Here is a 16,154-nt window from a genome sequence, read left to right as displayed (position 1 = left end):
TTGGCGTGATAACAGCATTTCGTGGGTAAATACTTATGGATGAACGAAAGCGAAGGAGGCAAAATACCATGAAAGCTGTACAAGTCGTAGGATATGGGGACGTTGACCAACTCCAAGTGGTTGATATCCCGAAACCGTCTCCGAAAGCAGGAGAAGTGCTGATCAAGGTACGCGCCTGCGCGATTAACAATACGGAAATATGGATGCGAGAAGGGGCTTATGGAGCTGGGGAGAAGTCAGGATGGCGCCCGGAAGGCGTCCAGTTCCCACGCATTCCCGGTTCAGACATCACTGGTGAAGTCGTCGAGCTCGGAGATGGGGTCGACCAAGGGATGATGGGTCGACACGTCGTCTTATTCCCGTTCACCTCGAGCGGACCTGAGCGGAAGGAACACTTGTCGGACGATATGTCCTTTATTGGATCAGAGTATGACGGGGGCTACGCGGAGTATGTATCATGGCCGGCTGACCTTTGTTTTGACATGCCGCTTGATGATTTCGTCGAGAGTGCAGTCTTTTCCGTAAGTGGTCTCACGGCTTGGCATATGAACGAGCAGTTACACATCCGTTCCGGTGAGACGATTGTCGTCACTGGGGCAAGTGGCGGGGTCGGCTCACTCAACATCCAAATTGCGGCGAACGTATTCGGGGCGAATGTGTTCGCTATCGTCGGTGATTTGAAAAACGAGCAAGAGTTAAAAGCGCTTGGGGCGACCGAAGTGTTTTCCTATCGTTCTGAGACGCTCGCCGATGATATCATCGCTGCGAACGGTGGCCCGGTCGACGCGGTCCTCGATGTCGTGGGAGATGCGCTATTTGATGTATCTCTAAACATCTTGAAAAAGGGAGGGAAGTTCTGTATCTCTGGTTCGGCGGGAGGACAGACGACCCATCTCGACTTCCGGACGCTGTACTTGAAACATATCGCGATGTACGGGTCTGTTCTCGGGACACGATATGAATTCGCAGAGATGTTGCGCTCGATCGCCGAAGGGAAGCTAAAACCGGTCATTGACCGGACGTTCCCGCTTGAAGAGGCACGTGAGGCACAGGCGTATTTTAAACAATCGGGTAAGTTCGGAAAGATTGTGCTCATTCCGAACACATAAAAAGAGAGGAGATCTCCTCTCTTTTTCATGCGATTTTTACTTTGAGACGATCGACATAGGCGATGAACAGGCGGAACCGTTCTAGCCAAAACTGGAAGAATGGACCGATGAGGAAAATCGATAAGACGGTCCCGAAGAAAAGTGGTCCGCCGAGTGCCCAACCGATGAGACAAGCGGTCAGTTCCATCCAAGTCCTCATGGCACGGACGGACGTTTGGAAACGGTCTGCTAAGGCAAGCGTCAATCCATCGCGTGGACCGGCACCGTACCCGACGGCGACATAGAGACCAGCTCCCATGCCCATCACAAATATGCCGAATGTGAGCCAAACAATATTCACAATCATCCCTTCGAAAACAGGGAGCCATTGCTCATTTAATATCACGTTCATGAACACCCCAACGAACACCGCGTTTACTAGAGTTCCGAACTGAGGACGGATGCGGTCGAGTATGTATTTAAATAGAACGAGTAAAAGACCGACGCATAAAATCACCGTCCCGATTGAAATCGGAAGATGGTGAGCGATACCGATATGAAGGACGTCCCACGTGGAAACCCCGAGATTTGCCGTGATCATGATAGATGAACCGAGCGCGAGTAAGAACAACCCGGTCATGAAGAGACCCCATTTGAAGAGAATGCGTAAAAGGTGGATAGATCGGACGTGCACGAACATCGCCTCGTTTCAATAGAATGATTGATTTATCTTAGCACAGGCGATTGAAAAACATAAAAAAAACGTCTCAGCTTATTGGCTGAGACGTGAGTGTTATTTCTTCGGTGATTTCTTTGCTTTGTTCTTTTTATAGTAATCGTAGACGAACGGTGCGACCGCCGTCGCGATTTTAATCAATGTTCCCATTTTGCCTTTCTTAGCCATTATGTTGCACCCCTTTCTCTTCTAGAAGAATATATTCCACACAATTTGATTTTGAAAACATATCTCGAGCACATTCCGTCTTCATGACAAAGATTATAACCCATCATACTATAGGGTGGAGGAGGTCTAATGATGAAAACAATCATATGGTACCAAAATGATTTACGTATTGATGATCATTTACCGCTTGAAGAGGCACTTCGCCATGACGATCCGATCGAAGGTCATTTTTTTATCAGTCCGAATCAGTTCGTTGAAAATCGTTATGGCGTCATTCCACTTGGGAAGGAGCGACTTCATTTCTTGAAGGAGTCATTAGAGGATGTGGCCGGTTCACTCGACGCACTTGGTATCTCATTTCACGTGCACGTCGGTCATCCGCTCGAAACGCTCGACCCGTCCGACCGTCTCTTGTTTCAGCGGGCAGTCGGATACAATGAGCGCCGACGTGAAAATGAAGTGATCAAAAAATGGAAAGGGGAGTACGAGACGTTCGGTGGATTCACGTTATTTGAAGAGGGCCATATCCCGTTTGAGAAAATGCCGTTTCTCTTCACGGAGTTTCGAAAAGCGGTCGAATATGATGTACGTCCCCGAGAACTGATTTCCCGTAAGGCGACGGCTGCCACACGCGAGGTGACGTTCCCATTTTCGATTCAAGAAGTAAAGCAAGACCCGAGGACGGCGTTTCCGTTCAAAGGTGGCGAATTGGCAGCGAAGCGTCGATTGAATGACTATTTGTCCGTGCCGATTCGAACGTACAAAGAAACGAGAAATGGTTTTGGTATCGATGACTCGACGAAGCTATCTTCTTATTTAGCGAACGGCTCGTTATCACCTCGACGGGTATTCTTTGAACTCGAGGCACATGAACGAACGCATGGGGTAAATGAATCAACGTACTGGCTGTACTTTGAACTATTATGGCGTGAGTTCTTTCAATGGGTCGCACTCGAGCAAGGGAAAAAATTATTTCGATCACAAGGCATCCGGTCGAAACGGAAAGACTGGCGAGTCGAGGCGGATGTCATTGAAAAATGGCGAAAGGGAGAGACGGGTGTTGATTTCGTAGATGCGTTTATGCGCGAACTGAATGCGACGGGATGGATGTCCAATCGGGGGCGACAAATCGTGGCGAATTATTTTTCAAAAGAGTTAAAACAAGATTGGCGTTACGGGGCTTCCTACTTTGAATCGAAACTAATCGATTACGACGTGGCGAGCAATTGGGGGAATTGGGCGTACCAGGCGGGTGTCGGGAACGACTCGCGCGACCGCCGTTTCAACATCGAGCGTCAACAGTTCACGTATGACCCGGACCGTGCGTTTCGTAACAAATGGTTGTGACCAAACTGTCACGTGAAGTCGGCGTTTCTCATTGACTTCTTTTTACAGAAACGCTATAGTTAAATCAACAGATGGGATACCTGAGGTGTACGAGAGCCGCCTTCGTTATTTTGAGCCAACACTTTGAATACGGGAGACCGAACTGCTAACCAGATCAACTGCCTCATCACGTGCAGGAGGACTTGTGAAGGAAACGCTAGGTCACCCACCTGCATACGCAGGTTCAAAAGCAAGGCATCGTCACGGCACTCCGGGCCCCATCGATTTTTTTTGTAAATACGTCGCGAGACGTCTTTTTTTTGAATATAATTCCGAGTAAAATAGTATGAGAAAATAGAATTAGTTGGAGGAAGAAATATGCTACACCAGTTTTCACGAAATGAATTGGCCATCGGCTCTGAAGGCCTTGATGCTTTAAAGAATAAAACGGTCGCGATTTTAGGCGTCGGCGGTGTCGGCTCATTTGCGGCCGAGGCACTTGCGCGCAGTGGCGTCGGACGCATCGTCCTCGTCGATAAAGATGATATCGACATCACGAACGTCAACCGACAAATCCACGCACTATTGTCGACGGTCGGTCAACCGAAAGTCGAAGCGATGGGGAAACGTCTCCTCGACATCAACCCGGACTTAGACCTCGTCCAATTGAAGATGTTCTATACAGAAGAGACATATGAAGAGTTCTTCGCTCAAAACATCGACTACGTCATCGATGCGTCAGACACGATCATCTATAAGATTCATTTAATCGTAGAATGTAAGCGTCGCGGCATCCCGGTCATCTCAAGCATGGGGATGGCGAATAAGATGGATCCGACACGCATCAAGGTCGTCGACATTAAAGATACGTCATATGACCCGATTGCGAAGATGGTCCGTACTCGTCTACGTAAAGAGAAAATCTACAAAGGCGTCCCGGTCGTCTTCTCGGACGAATCTCCAATCGTGACACGCGAGGACGTGAACGAGGTCGTCGGGAAGAAAGATGCACCGATCCGTAAAGCGAAGATGCCACCGAGCTCGAACGCGTTCGTCCCATCGGTTGCAGGACTTGTCGCTGCGGGATACGTCATCAATGACTTGCTCGAACAAGCGGGCGTCGAAATCAACCGCATCCAAAAATAAAACGACGCTGGCTCATTTCGAGTCGCGTCGTTTTTCCCAATAATCGAGCCGTTTTTGAATTTGTTGCTCGAATCCACGTGGCGTCGGTTTATAGTAATTTGGTCGTTTTCTAGCCAAGTTTTCTGGCCAATAGTTTTGAGGGACGAACCCGTCTTTTTCGTCATGTGGATACTTGTATCCGACCCCGTTCCCGAGTTCACGTGCTCCTGGACTATGGGCATCCCGGAGATGTACGGGCACAGGGCCTCCCTCGACTGTCCGGACGTGGTGAAGCGCCTTGTCGATGGCGGTGATGACCGCATTTGATTTTGGAGCGGTTGCCAAATAGAGAACGGCTTCTGCGATTGGGATGCGAGCTTCCGGAAAACCGATGTACTCGCTCGCTCGTGCTGCTGCATCGACGATGAGAAGTGCGTTCGGGTCGCTCATTCCGATATCTTCGGCGGCATGGACGTATAAACGACGCATGATGAATCGCGGAGATTCGCCAGCCTCAATCATGACGGCTAGCCAGTATAGCGCGGCATCCGGGTCAGACCCCCGAATCGATTTGATAAACGCCGAAATGACATCGTAATGTCGGTCGCCCGTCTTATCGTATTTGATTGACTTCTGTTGAATCGACTCTTCCGCGACCTCTAGCGTGATATGAATCTCTCCGTCCACCTCAGGCGTTGTCAAGACGGCGAGTTCGAGTGCGTTCAATAGGACACGGTAGTCACCATCCGCCATTTTGATATAATGGTCTGCAGCAGCTTCATCCATTTTGACCGGATAATTTCCGAGACCACGTGAATCGTGTAGCGCCCGCTCAAGGACGGCACGTAACTCTTCAGCACCAGGTGGCTCGAGTCGAAATACGGTCGCGCGTGACAGGAGTGCGGCGTTTACTTCAAAACTCGGGTTTTCGGTCGTCGCTCCGATGAGGACGAGCTTTCCAGACTCAAGGGCAGGAAGGAGCGCGTCTTGTTGGAGCTTATTGAACCGGTGGATCTCATCTAAAAAGAGAATCGTCCGTTCGTCTTCATAGTCGAAGCGGGACTCCGCTTCACGAATGACGTTCCGCAATTCATCGAGTTTTGCTGTGACGGCGTTCAATTGGACGAATGTCGCTTTCGTGTAATTCGAAATAACACGGGCAAGTGTCGTCTTACCGGTGCCAGGTGGACCATATAGGATAATCGTACCGAGTCGATCGGCTTCGATGGCACGACGAAGTAGCTTGCCCTCGCCGATGATATGGCGCTGTCCGATAACGTCATCTAATGTTTCGGGGCGCATCCGATTGGCGAGCGGTCCGCCATTCGATTGATGAAATAAATCAGGCATACGTAACCATTCCTTTCGACAAACGTTTGTTCGATTAGTATAACAGAAGGAGACTTGAAGATGAAAATATCTACAAAGGGCCGCTATGGCTTAACGATTATGATTGCGTTGGCGCGTGAGACAGATAACAAGCCGCTCAGTTTAAAGAAGATTGCCGCACGCCATGAGTTGCCGGAGCATTATTTGGAGCAATTGATCGGTCCACTCCGCAACGGGGGACTCGTCAAGAGTGTACGGGGTGCGTACGGCGGCTATCAGCTCGTCAAACCGGCAGAAGAAGTGACAGCAGGTGAAATCATTCGCTTGCTCGAGGGACCTTTAGCCATCGTCGAAGAATCTGAAGCAGATGATGCGGTGAAACGCAAGCTTTGGGATAAAATCAAAGAAGCCATCGATACCGTCCTTGACGAAACGACACTCGCGGACCTCGCTGAAGAAGAGTCAGACGGCTACATGTTTTATATTTAATAATGAGGTGACCTTAGATGAACTATTTTGATCACGCTGCGACGACACCGATGCGACCAGAAGTCCTCGAAGCGATGACACCGTACTTTTTAGAGACGTACGGGAACGCGTCGAGCATCCACGGAATTGGACGTAACGCCCGGGCGGCGCTCGATTCGTCACGTCGCGTCCTCGCGAAGTGGATTGGTGCTTCACCGAACGAGATCGTCTTTACGTCAGGTGGGACGGAGTCGGATAACTATGCCTTGTTCGGTGCGGCATATGCCCATCAAGAAAAAGGCAAACATATCATTACGACAAAAGTCGAGCACCACGCCGTTCTTCACGCGATGGAGCAACTTGAGCGTGAGGGCTTCGACGTCACGTATCTCGATGTTGATGAGTCGGGAGCTGTAGATATAGAAACGTTCCGATCAGCGTTACGTGAGGATACGATTCTCGTATCGGTTATGTACGGCAACAACGAGGTCGGAACGCGCCAACCGATTCAAGAAATCGGGGAGTTGTTACAAGACCATCAGGCTCTCTTCCATACGGATGCGGTACAAGCGCTCGGTACAGAAGAAATTGATGTGAAACGTATTCATGTCGATTTATTGTCGGCGTCCGCACATAAAGTGAATGGGCCAAAAGGTATCGGTTTTCTTTTCATGAAAACAGGTGTAAAATTAGCGTCACGTTCTTTTGGTGGACAACAAGAACGTAAACGTCGAGCCGGCACGGAAAATGTTCCGGGTGCCGTCGGATTCCAAAAAGCAGCTGAACTCGTCATGGCAGAGCGTGAGGACCGAGTGACTCTTTATGCTTCGCTCGATTTGGCACTGCGTCAACGTCTTGACGAACTAGGCGTAACTTATGAGGTGAACGGGTCGAATCGTTTACCTCACATCGTGAACTTATACCTCCCTGGAATTGACCTTGAACCTTTCCTCATCATGATGGATATGCGGGGCATGGCGATTTCGAGCGGGAGCGCCTGCACGGCGGGGTCGGTCGAACCGTCCCATGTATTGTCGGCGATGTACGGGGATTCAGAGCGGACGCGTCAGTCTGTTCGAATCAGTTTTGGCCACGGTAACTCGGTCGAGGACGCGAAACGGCTCGCGGAGCGACTAGAAGAAGTCGTCTCGACATTTATGAACGGAGTGAGATAGATGAATTTACGCACGAAAGCCCCTGAAGAGACGACGGTCGTCGTCGGGATGTCAGGTGGCGTCGATTCATCGGTGACGGCCCATGTGTTAAAAGAACAAGGGTATAACGTCATCGGAATTTTTATGAAAAACTGGGATGACACGGACGAGAACGGTGTGTGTACGGCGACAGAGGACTATGAAGACGTCATCGCCGTGGCGAACCAAATCGGGATTCCTTACTATGCGGTCAACTTTGAAAAAGAATATTGGGACCACGTCTTTGAATATTTCTTAGCGGAATATCGTCTCGGTCGGACGCCGAACCCGGACGTCATGTGTAACAAAGAAATCAAATTCAAAGCATTCCTCGACCATGCGCTTCGACTCGGTGCCGATTTTGTCGCGACTGGACACTATGCGCAAGTGAAATATGTTGATGGTGAGCATCGTTTGTTACGAGGAAAAGACGATAACAAAGACCAAACGTATTTCTTGAACCAATTGTCACAAGACCAGCTCGCGCGGACGATGTTCCCCATTGGTCATATGGACAAGAAAGATGTACGTGCGATTGCCGAAGAGGCAGGACTCGCGACGGCGAAGAAGAAAGATTCGACGGGAATCTGCTTTATCGGTGAACGGAACTTTAAAGAATTCTTGTCGGAATACCTTCCATCACAGCCTGGTGAAATGCGGACGCTCGATGGCGTCGTCAAAGGACGTCACGACGGGTTGATGTATTATACACTCGGACAACGTCACGGTCTCGGAATCGGTGGCGACGGTGATCCTTGGTTCGTCGTCGGGAAAGATGTTGAGAACAACGTCTTGTTCGTCGGACAAGGGTTCCATCACGACGCGCTCTACTCAGATGCGCTGCTTGCTTCGAAACTATCATGGACGGGAGCTGCTTCATCAGGAGAGTTCCGGGCGACGGCGAAGTTCCGTTATCGCCAACAAGATGTCCCGGTCACGATCGCTCCGCTCGAAAATGGCGAGGTCCTCGTCAAGTTCGATGAGCCACAACGTGCCATCACGCCAGGACAAGCGGTCGTCTTCTATGATGGCGACATCTGTCTCGGTGGGGCAACGATTGACGAAGCGTATCGAAACGGAAAACGACTCGACTATATCGGATGAGGTGATTGATATGAACGCAAACGAACAAGGCATCCAAGCGATGCAGCAAGGTGAATTCGAACAGGCGGCCAAACATTTCAATGAGGCCATCGAAGCGAACCCGACGGACCCGACTGGTTTCGTCAACATGGGGACATTGCTCCAGGCGATCAACGATTACGATCGTGCCGTCATCTTCTATGACAAAGCGATTGAACTCGATGGATCGTTCGGTGCCGCTCACTACGCGAAAGGTGCACTTGCCTATGAACTCGAGCAATTGGAGTCAGCGGAGGCGTCGCTTCGCCAAGCGCTCCTTTCTGGGATGGATGATGCTGATCTTCATTTCATGCTCGGGTTGACGTATAAGGCGATGGGTGATTTCGTTCGAGCGATGCCACGCTTGCGTGAAGCGAAAAAACAATCGCCAGAAGACGTGGAGATCACGTTCCAATACGGACTTGCACTCGCACAGAGTGAACAGCTCGAAGAGGCGGTCGTTGCGCTAGAAGAGACGCTCGATCTCGATGCGAGCCATACGGATGCCCGTTACAACTTGGCAATCGCATATGCGTTCTTGGGTGACCAGGAACGAACGTACGCTGAGCTTCAACGCGTCTTGGAGATGCAACCGGATCATGAACTTGCGCGTGACGCCATCACGAAGATGGATGCGCTGCTTGGAAACTGAAACGTATGAACAAGAAAGTGCCATCGCGATTGAGCGATGGCACTTTCTTTAGTTATCGCAATCAAAGTTGCTTCGTTGTGATTTTGACGGGTTCTCCGGCAAACTCGCCGTATGCTTCGTCCATATTTTTCGTATACAGTTCGATGATGTTATGGCTCGGGTCTTTGAAGTACGCCGAGCGTTCTTTCCCATTCTTCGTCTCATCTTCGTCCCACGTCCGAAGTTTAACAGGGACATCGGTCTCATCTAAGATTTCGAGAGCCTGTTCAAACGACTCCATCGGAACGAAGAACGCACAGTGGACGTGGACGCCACCTTCATCATAGAGCGTGTCCCATTCCGTCACGTCCTGTTTACGGTTCGCATCCTCTTCTTCCGTAAAGTCGCGCTTCAACCAAAGACCTAACCGTGTGTTCCCACCGATATAAAGCCATGTTGCCCACGGCTCGTTCGCCTGCTCTTGTGATTCACTCGGCTCCGCATCGTCTCCGACCCATTGTTCGACGACAGGAAGACCTAATTTTTCATGCCAAAAAGCTACAGCTTCGTTCATATCTGTCACTTCTAACACGAGTTCGCATAATCCGCTTACTGGAATTCGTTTGCCCATAGATGATTCCTCCTTCAATGTGTCATTCGAACAGTTCCCCGTTTCTTTGAATCAAAAACGCGACTAGCAGTATTGAAGTGGGGGAATGACAACCTATAGAAGGAGGTCGAGTGGCTTGCGAAAATTCAGCATGGTCAGCGTCATTTTGTTTTTCATTGTCGAGTACGTGTGGTTGAATCAATTATTTGAATCGGTAAATGAACGATTGGCAGACGGAAAATGGACGAATACGATTTTGTATCAAGTGGTCGTTGAACCACGTGGACTCTTAACGTTAATCCTTCTTTTATTCATAGCGCTCCTTCTCGTCGGATGGACAGTTCACTATGTGTACAGTGAGCAAAAGTCTTGGCAACATACATCTGAACATGTCGGTGTGGGGTGGCTCGTTCCATTGATTCTGGCATTACTCGGATTTCTCATTCCAAACGTGTATGTTCAAGTCGGGATCATATTCCTTCAAGTAACGTTCATTCCGCTCATTCCGTTCATCCATCAGACCGTTCCATTCTGGAAAGTCGTGACGAACTGGTTGATTCAGTTGGCTGTCATCGGTCTCGTCCTATTTGGGGCGAGAGGGATGCTTGAGGACTCGATTCGAATCGAGAAGACCGAGCTCTTCACAAAACTCGAGGCATATCAGGCATCTGGTGACTTGGACAGGATTCAGAGATTAATTGAAGAAGTGGACTTGGATCAGGTTGAGCGCATTTTGGACCGGGTCGATATCGAACAGTTGATACGTATTTTGGAAGTCGTCGATCTCGACCGAATCGAGCAAATCTTAAACCTGTTTAATTAGGGCATTTGTTCAATCGATTCATCTCGGGCTATAATGGATGATGGAAAAATAGCTGGAGGTGTCGGATATGATGGCAGCACCTTATGAGTTGACTGGAAAAGTCATTCGAGTCCTGTTTCAATCAGAAGAAGAGGCGCATACGATTGCGCTCGTACGTATTAAAGAAAAGAATTTTGAGACGGATGAGACCGAGATGGTCATCGCTGGCGTCGGAGTCGGCATCGAAAAAGGCGAGACGTATAAGGCGCACGGTCGTCTCGTTGACCATCCTCGATTTGGGAAACAGATGAAAGCGGATTGGATTCGTCGTGTCGTCCCGATGACGAAACGTGCAGCCGTCCGCTTTTTGACGAACGGGTCTTTTCCCGGAATCGGTCAAAAGACGGCGCAAAAGATTGCGGATTCTCTTGGAGACGATTGTATCGATCAAATCGTCAAACATCCGAGTATCCTGTCTGAGGTAGACGGATTGAAAGAAAAGCAGGCGCGTGTGATCACCGAACGCCTGAACGTTTTATATGGGGTCGATCAGTTGCTTTTGTTTCTCGCTCCATTCGACGTGACGCCACGTCTCGCCTCGAAAATTCATAAAGAGTATGAAGGACGGGCGATGGAGACGATTGAGAAGAATCCGTATGCGCTCATGTACGACGTACAGGGGATTGGATTCAAGACGGCGGATGCCATCGCGGCACATTTTGGGATTCAAGGCATTCATCCTGAACGCATCGCGGCAGCCGTGCTGTACGTATTAGAACTCGAGCAAGGGAACGGTCATCTCTACGTGACGGCGGAACAACTCGAAGCCGAGATGCCTCGAATCATCGGGGCTGATCCGGGTGATGCGCTCGTCACGGCGCTCGAATCGCTCGCTAAAGAAGAACGGGTCGTCATCGAGGATGGGGTCGTCTATCATCCCCGTGTCTTCCGTGCCGAACGGAAGGCGGCAGAAGAGTTGGCCCGAATCATGGCGACATCGACGACAGAGGACGTGGACATGACGACCATCTTTGACGCGGTCGGACGTGTCGAGGAAATGTTCTCGATTGAATATGCCACTCAACAGCGAGAAGCCATCGAACTCGCTCTCAAGTCACCGCTCATGGTTCTTACCGGTGGACCGGGTACCGGGAAGACGACGGTCGTTCGAGGCATCATTCATGCACTCAGCGATGTCTTCGATTGGAAGTTAGAACCCGTTCCGAACCAACCGTTCCCGTTCGTCTTGGCCGCACCGACGGGTCGAGCGGCGAAACGCCTCAGTGAGTCGACCGGGCTACCGGCCTCGACGATTCATCGGCTGTTAAAGTTCGACGGTAGTTCGTTCCAAGTCGATGAGACGAATCCGCTTGTCGGGAAAGTGCTCATCGTCGATGAGGCGTCGATGATTGACATCTTCTTGTTCCGAAGCTTGCTCAAGGCGGTACCGAACGGCATGAAAATCTTGTTCGTTGGAGACCGCGATCAGCTCCCGTCTGTCGGACCGGGGCAAGTACTTGCCGATTTGATGGCGACAGAAGGGATTCCGGTCGTCCGCCTCGACGTCGTCCACCGTCAGGCGTCGGAATCGAGCATCCTCCGACTTGCCCATTCCTTGAACGCCAAAAAGATGCCAGAAGATTTGTTGGCTTCACTGCCGGACCGGCGCTTCTATACGGCGAATCAGGAGACGGCACTTCAAGCGATTTGTCAGATGGCAGGAGCGGCTCTCCGAAAAGGATATTCACCGTTTGATATTCAAGTGCTCGCACCGACGTATCGAGGGGTATGTGGAATTGACGGACTGAATGAAGCACTTCAAAACGTATTCAATCCAAAATCAAGTGCCCGTGAAGTGAAGCATGGGACGCGCATTTACCGAAACGGTGATAAAGTGCTACAACTCGTCAACAACGCCGAGGAGAACGTCTATAACGGGGACATCGGGGAAATCACGAACATCTTCTACGCGAAGGAAAATGTCGATAAGGTCGACAAGATTTATATCCGATTCGACCAGACAGAAGTCGAGTACAACCGTAGTGAATGGGACCAGTTCACCCATGCCTACGCCATCACGATCCATAAGTCACAAGGTTCCGAGTTCCCAATCGTTCTCATGCCGGTCTTCTTCAACGGAGGATTCCGATCGTCGCGCAACTTGATTTATACAGCTGTGACTCGGGCGAAGAAGAGTTTACTCTTGTTTGGTGACGTGCGTGCGCTCGAGGCGGCGACGCGAGAAGAGGAGCCGGTGCGACGGACAAAATTGGTCGAGCGCTTAGGCGGGAAGTCTTGACGTCTTTCCGAACGCGTGTGATAATGACGAATAGACAACTGAAACGATACAGACGATGAAGGAAATGAGTACGTCGTCACCACCTCTACAGAGACATCTTCCTAGGCTGCGAGAAGATGGGGGTCGGCCGACCGAAGCTATTCTGGAGTCCCCACTCAACCTGGGCGCCTCATCCACGTTAACGGATGTTCGAGGCACGGTATATACCGTGCGAACGAGGGTGGTACCACGAAGCGATGCTTTCGTCCCTTTCCACAGGGGCAGGCATCGCTTTTTTTCGTTTCGTTCAGAAATAAGGAGGAATTGTTCATGAAACCGCTCAAATCATTGACTGGCGCACAGATTCGCCAAATGTACTTAGATTTCTTCAAATCAAAAGGGCACAGCGTGGAGCCGAGTGCTTCACTTGTACCGGTTGAAGATCCGACTTTGTTGTGGATCAACTCAGGTGTTGCGACATTGAAGAAATACTTTGATGGACGTGTGATTCCATCGAACCCACGTATCGTCAACGCTCAAAAATCGATTCGTACGAACGATATCGAGAACGTCGGGAAGACAGCGCGTCACCATACGTTCTTCGAGATGCTCGGAAATTTCTCAGTCGGTGAATACTTCCGTGAAGAAGCGATCACATGGGGTTGGGAACTGTTGACGAGCGACGAATGGTACGGACTCGACCCGGACCGTCTCTCCGTCACGATTCACCCGGACGATGAAGAATCAAAACAAATTTGGTTGAACCTCGGCATGCCAGCTGACCGCATCATCCCGCTAGAAGATAACTTCTGGGAAATCGGTGAAGGTCCATCTGGTCCGAACACGGAAATCTTCTTTGACCGTGGTCCAGCATTCGGGGACGACCCGACAGACCCTGAACTTTATCCGGGTGGGGAGAACGAGCGTTACCTTGAAATCTGGAACATCGTGTTCAGCCAATATAACCATGACGGACACGGAAACTATACAGAGCTTCCGCGCAAAAACATTGATACAGGGATGGGACTCGAGCGGATGGCGAGCGTCCTTCAAGACGTACCGACAAACTTCGATACCGACCTCTTCATGCCGATCATTCGTGAAACTGAAAAAATCAGTGGCGACGTATACCGTCAAGACAGTAGCAAAGACGTTGCGTTCAAAGTCATCGCGGACCATATTCGTACAGTATCGTTCGCAATCGGTGACGGGGCACTTCCATCGAACGAAGGACGTGGCTATGTCCTCCGTCGTCTTCTCCGCCGTGCTGTACGTTATGCGAAGATGCTAGGAATCGAGCGTCCGTTCATGTATGAGCTCGTCGATGTCGTCGGAGACATCATGGTCGACTTCTACCCGCAAGTGAACGAGAAGAAAGACTTCATCAAGAAAGTCATCAAGAACGAGGAAGAGCGTTTCCACGAAACGTTGAATGACGGTCTCGCAATTTTGAACGAAGTTGCGAAAGCACAAAAAGCTGCTGGGTCAAACGTGATCAGCGGTCAAGATGCATTCCGTCTTTATGACACGTATGGCTTCCCGCTCGAATTGACAATCGAATACGCAGAAGACCATCAGATGACGGTCGATGAAGATGGTTTCAAAGAAGCGATGAACGAGCAACGTGAACGTGCACGTCAAGCGCGTGCTGACGTAGAATCGATGCAGATTCAGTCGGGTGTGCTTGCAGACATCACGATGCCGTCGACATTCCTCGGTTATAACAACCTTGAGACGAACGCAAAAATCATCAGCTTGATTCACAACGGCGAACTCGCTGACGTCGTCGCTGCAGGGGAAGAGGCACAAGTCATCCTCGATCAGACACCATTTTACGCTGAGAGTGGCGGTCAAATCGGTGATAAAGGACAAATCGTCGGAGAAGACTTCCTTCTTCGCGTGAAAGATGTGTCGAAAGCGCCAAACGGACAGAACTTGCATACAGTCACGGTCGAGTCAGGTGTGGCGAAAGCGGAAGTAGCCGTCACAGCCACTGTCGACCAGGCATCGCGTCAAGCCATCGTCAAAAACCATACGGCGACGCACCTTTTGCATCGTGCACTCAAAGATACGCTCGGGGAGCACGTCAACCAGGCGGGTTCACTCGTGACACCAGATCGTCTCCGTTTTGACTTCTCACACTTCGGTCAAGTGACATCTGAAGAGCTTCAATCGATTGAGCGTCAAGTGAACGAGAAAATTTGGGCATCAATCGGTGTCGACATCGAAGAAATGAACATTGCGGATGCGAAAGCAAAAGGTGCGATGGCACTCTTCGGCGAGAAATATGGTGATGTCGTTCGGGTCGTATCAGCAGGTGATTACTCGGTTGAGCTTTGTGGTGGGATTCACGTCTCCAACACGGCTGAAATCGGACTCTTTAAAATCTTGTCTGAATCAGGGATTGGCGCCGGGACACGTCGCATCGAAGCGGTCACAGGAGCTGGCGCATACGAAGTGATGAACCAGCAAATCGAGACGCTTGAAGCAGTAGCGAAGTTGTTGAAGACGAAACCACTTGAAGTTCCTGCACGCGTTCAAGCACTTCAAGCTGAAATCAAAGAAGTCGAGCGTGCTTCAGAATCGCTTAAAGCGAAGCTTGCCAACATCGAGGCATCTTCATTAACGGATGCAATCGAAACGATTGGTGGCGTTCAATTGATTGCGAAACGCGTCGATGGACAAGATATGGATGCCCTTCGCAGTATGGTCGACGACTTGAAAGGGAAACTCGGTTCTGCCGTGATTATCCTTGGTTCGGCGAACGGTGAGAAGGTCAACCTCGTCGCAGGTGTGACGAAAGACTTGAACGATCGTGGCTTCCATGCCGGAAAACTGATTAAAGAAGTCGCGACACGCTGCGGTGGTGGTGGTGGCGGTCGTCCAGACATGGCACAAGCAGGTGGCCGTGATGCAACAAAACTGGACGAAGCATTGAAGTTTGCTTCACATTACGTCGAATCACTGGCATAATAGAGTGTGAAGTGCAAACGGAAAGAGGTGGATTCTTGTGAGCCAAATGGATCGCACGATGCAATTCAATTTTCCAGAAGATGATCAACGTGCTAACACACGTGAGACGCTGATTACGGTATATCAAGCACTCGAGGAAAAAGGTTATCAACCGATCAATCAAATCGTGGGATACTTACTGTCAGGTGACCCTGCCTACATTCCACGTCATAATGATGCGCGAAACTTGATTCGCAAAATTGAGCGGGATGAACTTCTCGAAGAGTTGGTCAAATCGTATTTGAACGATCGTAGAGAGGATTAAT

The 16,154-nt window shown here is 50.2% G+C and carries 14 protein-coding genes and 1 other RNA gene; 12 read left to right on the top strand and 3 right to left on the bottom strand.

The window, feature by feature from the left end; translation table 11 throughout:
* Positions 1 to 68 precede the first annotated feature (68 nt).
* On the top strand, positions 69 to 1,109 hold the full coding sequence (locus KNO79_RS09155; protein ID WP_214691123.1) for an alcohol dehydrogenase family protein: 1,041 nt from the start codon (positions 69 to 71) through the stop codon (positions 1,107 to 1,109).
* A 25-nt stretch (positions 1,110 to 1,134) separates the two neighbouring features.
* Here the strand turns inward: KNO79_RS09155 and KNO79_RS09150 are convergent, their stop codons facing one another.
* A complete protein-coding gene (locus KNO79_RS09150; RefSeq protein ID WP_214691122.1) occupies positions 1,135 to 1,788 on the bottom strand; it encodes a YczE/YyaS/YitT family protein in 654 nt (217 codons plus the stop codon).
* 336 nt (positions 1,789 to 2,124) lie between these two features.
* Between KNO79_RS09150 and KNO79_RS09145 the strand changes: the two genes are divergently transcribed.
* The 3 genes from KNO79_RS09145 (at position 2,125) to KNO79_RS09135 (ending at position 4,464) form a co-directional block, all read left to right on the top strand.
* Positions 2,125 to 3,339 carry a DASH family cryptochrome gene (locus tag KNO79_RS09145; RefSeq protein WP_214691121.1) on the top strand — a complete coding sequence of 405 codons (1,215 nt, stop codon included), beginning with the start codon at positions 2,125 to 2,127 and terminating at the stop codon, positions 3,337 to 3,339.
* A 74-nt stretch (positions 3,340 to 3,413) separates the two neighbouring features.
* A non-coding RNA gene (gene ssrS / locus KNO79_RS09140) (6S RNA) lies at positions 3,414 to 3,600 on the top strand.
* Between the two features lie 96 nt (positions 3,601 to 3,696).
* A complete protein-coding gene (locus KNO79_RS09135; RefSeq protein WP_159562006.1) occupies positions 3,697 to 4,464 on the top strand; it encodes a tRNA threonylcarbamoyladenosine dehydratase in 768 nt (255 codons plus the stop codon).
* A gap of 12 nt (positions 4,465 to 4,476) precedes the next feature.
* Here KNO79_RS09135 and KNO79_RS09130 read toward each other — a convergent pair whose 3' ends face one another.
* On the bottom strand, positions 4,477 to 5,793 hold the full coding sequence (locus tag KNO79_RS09130) for a replication-associated recombination protein A (RefSeq protein ID WP_074037449.1): 1,317 nt from the start codon (positions 5,791 to 5,793) through the stop codon (positions 4,477 to 4,479).
* A 60-nt stretch (positions 5,794 to 5,853) separates the two neighbouring features.
* Here KNO79_RS09130 and cymR point away from each other — a divergent pair, with 60 nt between their 5' ends.
* The 4 genes from cymR to KNO79_RS09110 are packed head-to-tail and all read left to right on the top strand — an operon-like array spanning position 5,854 to position 9,207.
* Positions 5,854 to 6,261 carry a cysteine metabolism transcriptional regulator CymR gene (gene cymR, locus KNO79_RS09125; RefSeq protein WP_147536788.1) on the top strand — a complete coding sequence of 136 codons (408 nt, stop codon included), beginning with the start codon at positions 5,854 to 5,856 and terminating at the stop codon, positions 6,259 to 6,261.
* Positions 6,262 to 6,278: 17 nt separating this feature from the next.
* Positions 6,279 to 7,415: a cysteine desulfurase family protein gene (locus tag KNO79_RS09120; protein WP_159562007.1), complete on the top strand. Its 1,137-nt coding sequence runs from the start codon at positions 6,279 to 6,281 to the stop codon at positions 7,413 to 7,415.
* On the top strand, positions 7,416 to 8,537 hold the full coding sequence (gene mnmA, locus KNO79_RS09115; protein WP_214691120.1) for a tRNA 2-thiouridine(34) synthase MnmA: 1,122 nt from the start codon (positions 7,416 to 7,418) through the stop codon (positions 8,535 to 8,537).
* Positions 8,425 to 9,207 carry a tetratricopeptide repeat protein gene (locus tag KNO79_RS09110; RefSeq protein WP_353048695.1) on the top strand — a complete coding sequence of 261 codons (783 nt, stop codon included), beginning with the start codon at positions 8,425 to 8,427 and terminating at the stop codon, positions 9,205 to 9,207. Before mnmA ends, KNO79_RS09110 begins: the two co-directional genes overlap by 113 nt.
* Before the next feature lie 61 nt (positions 9,208 to 9,268).
* Here KNO79_RS09110 and KNO79_RS09105 read toward each other — a convergent pair whose 3' ends face one another.
* On the bottom strand, positions 9,269 to 9,817 hold the full coding sequence (locus KNO79_RS09105; protein ID WP_015881192.1) for a VOC family protein: 549 nt from the start codon (positions 9,815 to 9,817) through the stop codon (positions 9,269 to 9,271).
* 115 nt (positions 9,818 to 9,932) lie between these two features.
* Here KNO79_RS09105 and KNO79_RS09100 point away from each other — a divergent pair, with 115 nt between their 5' ends.
* From KNO79_RS09100 to KNO79_RS09085, 4 genes are all read left to right on the top strand, one after another.
* Positions 9,933 to 10,619 carry a hypothetical protein gene (locus KNO79_RS09100; RefSeq protein WP_214691119.1) on the top strand — a complete coding sequence of 229 codons (687 nt, stop codon included), beginning with the start codon at positions 9,933 to 9,935 and terminating at the stop codon, positions 10,617 to 10,619.
* Positions 10,620 to 10,689: 70 nt separating this feature from the next.
* Positions 10,690 to 12,897, top strand: a complete 2,208-nt coding sequence (gene recD2 / locus KNO79_RS09095) for an SF1B family DNA helicase RecD2 (RefSeq protein WP_251125229.1) — start codon at positions 10,690 to 10,692, stop codon at positions 12,895 to 12,897.
* Positions 12,898 to 13,206: 309 nt separating this feature from the next.
* Positions 13,207 to 15,849, top strand: coding sequence for an alanine--tRNA ligase (gene alaS / locus KNO79_RS09090; protein ID WP_214691117.1), 2,643 nt, complete (start codon positions 13,207 to 13,209; stop codon positions 15,847 to 15,849).
* Between the two features lie 37 nt (positions 15,850 to 15,886).
* Positions 15,887 to 16,153, top strand: coding sequence for an IreB family regulatory phosphoprotein (locus tag KNO79_RS09085; protein ID WP_015881196.1), 267 nt, complete (start codon positions 15,887 to 15,889; stop codon positions 16,151 to 16,153).
* Position 16,154: the final 1 nt, after the last annotated feature.

The organism is Exiguobacterium sp. s43, assembly GCF_018617255.1.
Lineage (GTDB): Bacteria > Bacillota > Bacilli > Exiguobacteriales > Exiguobacteriaceae > Exiguobacterium > Exiguobacterium profundum.
Note: the sequence above shows the minus strand (reverse complement) of the source record. Positions and strands in the feature narration are given on the sequence as shown.